The 2,777-nt window shown below is 27.0% G+C and carries 3 protein-coding genes; all 3 read right to left on the bottom strand.

Features of this window, described 5'->3' with window-relative positions; all coding sequences use genetic code 4:
- Positions 1 to 639: 639 nt before the first annotated feature.
- A complete protein-coding gene (locus tag D9R21_RS05585) occupies positions 640 to 1,404 on the bottom strand; it encodes a type III pantothenate kinase (RefSeq protein WP_126821429.1) in 765 nt (254 codons plus the stop codon).
- Positions 1,405 to 1,476: 72 nt separating this feature from the next.
- The gene (locus D9R21_RS08460) at positions 1,477 to 2,022 is read right to left on the bottom strand and encodes a phosphopantothenoylcysteine decarboxylase (RefSeq protein ID WP_241568798.1); all 546 of its coding nucleotides are present in this window, start codon (positions 2,020 to 2,022) and stop codon (positions 1,477 to 1,479) included.
- A 69-nt stretch (positions 2,023 to 2,091) separates the two neighbouring features.
- A complete protein-coding gene (locus D9R21_RS08455) occupies positions 2,092 to 2,514 on the bottom strand; it encodes a flavoprotein (RefSeq protein WP_241568799.1) in 423 nt (140 codons plus the stop codon).
- Positions 2,515 to 2,777: the final 263 nt, after the last annotated feature.

Here is a 2,777-nt window from a genome sequence, read left to right as displayed (position 1 = left end):
TACATTTTGTAGTTACTTGTAGTATTAAGTACCTCCTAATCAAGTCCCCACTAGTAGATTAATTAAGAAATCCTTGCCCAGTTCTTAAAAGTTAATCAAATTCTACGCACACGATTTTATTTTTATTCTTGCAATTAAAAGTTATGAATACAGCATTATCTGTTTATCTTAATCAAAGTTATTAATTTACAAAATCGCAAAAAAACAAGTTAACAGTTCTATTGGTTTCTTTACTGACAAAATGCCATGTTGGGGAACCTCCCACTAAAAAATATGTAATTGTGAAATTAAATAATTGTAGAACCAATATATTTAATTTTTAAAGTCGTTTTATTTCAAATAAAAAAACAACCCTTTAATAAGAGTTGTTTTTTCCTACTTCATCCTTTATTCTACATTGTCTAAAACAAAAAAATTACTTTTAAAATCTTGCAATTTCAAAAATGTATGTTATTATTAAAAATGTCTTAAGTAGACAAATAAGTAAATCAAAATAAGAAAATTGGACATGTTAGGTAATCTTTATTTTTTAATAAAATAAAGCAACTAACACAGATAAATGTATTAAATACCTAAATGGCCTTTAAAATTAATAAAATATCTCAAAAAATATAAAAAATAGGACTTTAGTCCTATTTTTTATATTAATTTATTATCTTGTAAAATGGCAACTAATCCTTTAAAAAGTAAATCTTTATCATAATGGTAATTAACTAATTTTTTAATGTAAACAGCATTACCTCCTGTTAAAATTACTTGTGGTTTTATTGCTTCAGTTGAAAGTTGGTTAACAAAAGCAGTAATTGCTAATAAATGACCATTGACTAATCCAATATTGATTGCTTGTTTAGTATTTTTTCCTAAAGTCGCATTGTCATAAGAAAAATCAAATTTTTGTAATAATTGTGCCCGTTCAAATAAAGCTTCTGCTGCTGTTTCTAAACCTGGCATAATAATTGTTCCTAAGAGAATTCCTTGTTTTAGTAATGAAATTGTTGTTGCTGTTCCCATATTAACTAAAATAACATCTTGTTTAGGAAATAAAACTAATGTTGCATATGAACCAACAATTAAATCAGCACCAAGATTGCGAAGATTAGGAATGTCTGTTTTTAATCGCTCAGTAAACAAATTTTTTTTAACTTGATAAAAAGGAATTTTTAAATCTGCAGCTAATTGGTAAAATAAATCATCTCACATTGGCCGAACAGAAAATAAAGCTAATAATGTAAGATCTGTTAAAACTAATTTTATTGTACTTAAAACAGTTATTATTTTTTGCCGAAAATTCTTTTCAGCAACTAATTCGCGACTAGACATTGTTAAAAAAACAATAATCTTTTTTTGAGAATTAAGAATTGCAAATTTAATTGCTGTATTACCAATATCAACTAATAATTTCATTAATGTGTTCGCTCCTTTATTAATTCACTAATTGCTGCTAAAATTTCTTTTGCAATAATAATTTTGTTTTGACTAGGAATTTGTTGATGCCCTTTTTTTTGTTAATAAAATGATTTCATTTTGATCAGTACCCATAACATTAATTTGATTGATAATAATTAAATCTAAATTTTTGTCAATTAACTTTTGACGAGCATAATCTAAAACAAAATTATTTTGAGCACTAAAACCAACTAAAATTTGGTGCTGTTTTAACTTACCTAATTCAGATAAGACACCAACATTAGGAAGTAATGATACAGCAAGTTGAGGATTTTTTCGCTTGCTAATTTTTCCTTTAATAGGAACCGCAACTTGATAATTATTTAAAGCAGCGCACGCAATAATAATGTCTTGTTCTTTATACGTTTTTAACATTGCTGTTAACATTTCATTGTTTGTGTTTGCTTTAACATGCTCATAATAAATTGGAAAATCACAATCACCAACAATTGTTGTTAAGGAACAGTTTGTTCATGTTAATACAGTATGCAATGCATTTCCCATTTTCCCGCTCGAATTATTTGTCAAATAACGAATATCATCTAAATATGTTTTTGTTCGCCCAAAATTAAGCATAACTTTTTTATCTTTTCACAAGTTTTTTCAAACTAAAAATTGCTTTATTTCCCTTAAAACATCTTCTCATTATCATGCACGACCAATCCCAACCATATTGCAAGCAAGCATCCCTGAACGAGGTTCATAAATTTGATTCCCATCTGCTATTAATTGTGCTAAATTCCGTAAATTAGCTGGTGATAAATAAATCTTACTATTCATTGCAGGAAAAATCATTTTATAACTTTGCGTAGCACTATATAATAAACTCGCTAACGTATTTGTAAAACCATGAGCAATCTGAGCAATAAAGTTTTGTGTTGCTGGGTAAACAACAAATAAATCAGCTTGCTCAGCAATTGTAATATGTTTTGATAAGTCTTTTTTATCATAATATTGTTTCATAAAAATTTCGGTTTTTGCTGTTGTTGGTCAATCCTTTAAAAATTTTAAAGCATCTTGTGTTAAAAGCAATTCAACATCATGTTCTTTCTTCAATGCTTCATATAAATGAAGACCCTTATGAGCAGCAATGCTTCCCGTAATAACTAAAATAATTTTTGCAATCTTAACACCTCACTCATTGTTATAATTATATAAATAAAAATCGATATATTAAAGACTGCACCCCAAAAAGTAAGTAAAATTAAAAAAGAACTTTACTAAACTTTTAGAGGAGGTGCATTTTTTAATGGCAGGAAAAGAACAAAAATTTAAAACATATACTGCAGAATTTCGAAAAAATACAGTAAAAGAAATTGAACAAACATCGC

The sequence above is a fragment of the Spiroplasma endosymbiont of Megaselia nigra genome (assembly GCF_003987485.1).
Lineage (GTDB): Bacteria > Bacillota_I > Bacilli_A > Mycoplasmatales > Mycoplasmataceae > Spiroplasma.
Note: the sequence above shows the minus strand (reverse complement) of the source record. Positions and strands in the feature narration are given on the sequence as shown.